Annotated in this window: 2 protein-coding genes; both read left to right on the top strand. The window is 42.8% G+C overall.

Annotated elements, in window-relative coordinates; translation table 11 throughout:
* Positions 1-217: nucleotidyltransferase domain-containing protein (locus tag MICAI_RS16160; protein WP_008204427.1), on the top strand; the 217-nt coding region annotated here is incomplete at its 5' end.
* Positions 218-260: 43 nt separating this feature from the next.
* Positions 261-494, top strand: coding sequence for a hypothetical protein (locus MICAI_RS27245; protein WP_081504687.1), 234 nt, complete (start codon positions 261-263; stop codon positions 492-494).
* Positions 495-683 lie beyond the last annotated feature (189 nt).

Raw genomic sequence — 683 nt, 5'->3', positions numbered from 1 at the left:
GATGCTCCCAGAGCATAGACCTGATAGCGATTGGGATTTCGCTGTTTTATACGAGGAAAGAAGCGCTCAAAAGGATATTTCGAGTCTATTGAAAATTTATACACTGCTCGAACAAGCTTTAGAGATTCCCGAGGACAAAATTGATGTGGTTGATTTAAAAGAATGTTCGCCGATCCTCGCTCATTATGTTGCGCGGGATGGTCGAGGGCTCTTCTAGGTTCTGTGTGATCAGCTTAACTTACCATAGGATCGATCGATCTTTGTGTCCTCTGTGTCTGGAGTGGTTCCTTCCACTCCCTCGCCAGCAGGAATGTATCTTAGAATACATTTTACCCACCAAATCCAAGAGAGCCGGTCGAGTTCTATACGAACGGGAAACGGGACTATTCGAGGGATTTAAAGAAAAATTTATCATGAATCCTGAAGAATCGAAAGCGTTATACCGTCAATTACGGAATAATCTAGAGATTTCTCTACGAGAAAAAGGAGTGTAAATGCTATTGAACCTCTGATTGCGATAGACGAATTAAACCTCATGAATCAATACCTCGCCGAACTTAGCGAGTACGGTTCGATCACCTTAGAGGATTATCGTACATTGAGAGAACGTCAATTAGCCATAGAAAGGTTAATTCAGCTTATCGTTCAAACTGGCGGTGGTGATTGGGTAGTAGTGATGGCTG

Source organism: Microcystis sp. T1-4 (assembly GCF_000297435.1).
Taxonomy (GTDB): domain Bacteria; phylum Cyanobacteriota; class Cyanobacteriia; order Cyanobacteriales; family Microcystaceae; genus Microcystis.
Note: the sequence above shows the minus strand (reverse complement) of the source record. Positions and strands in the feature narration are given on the sequence as shown.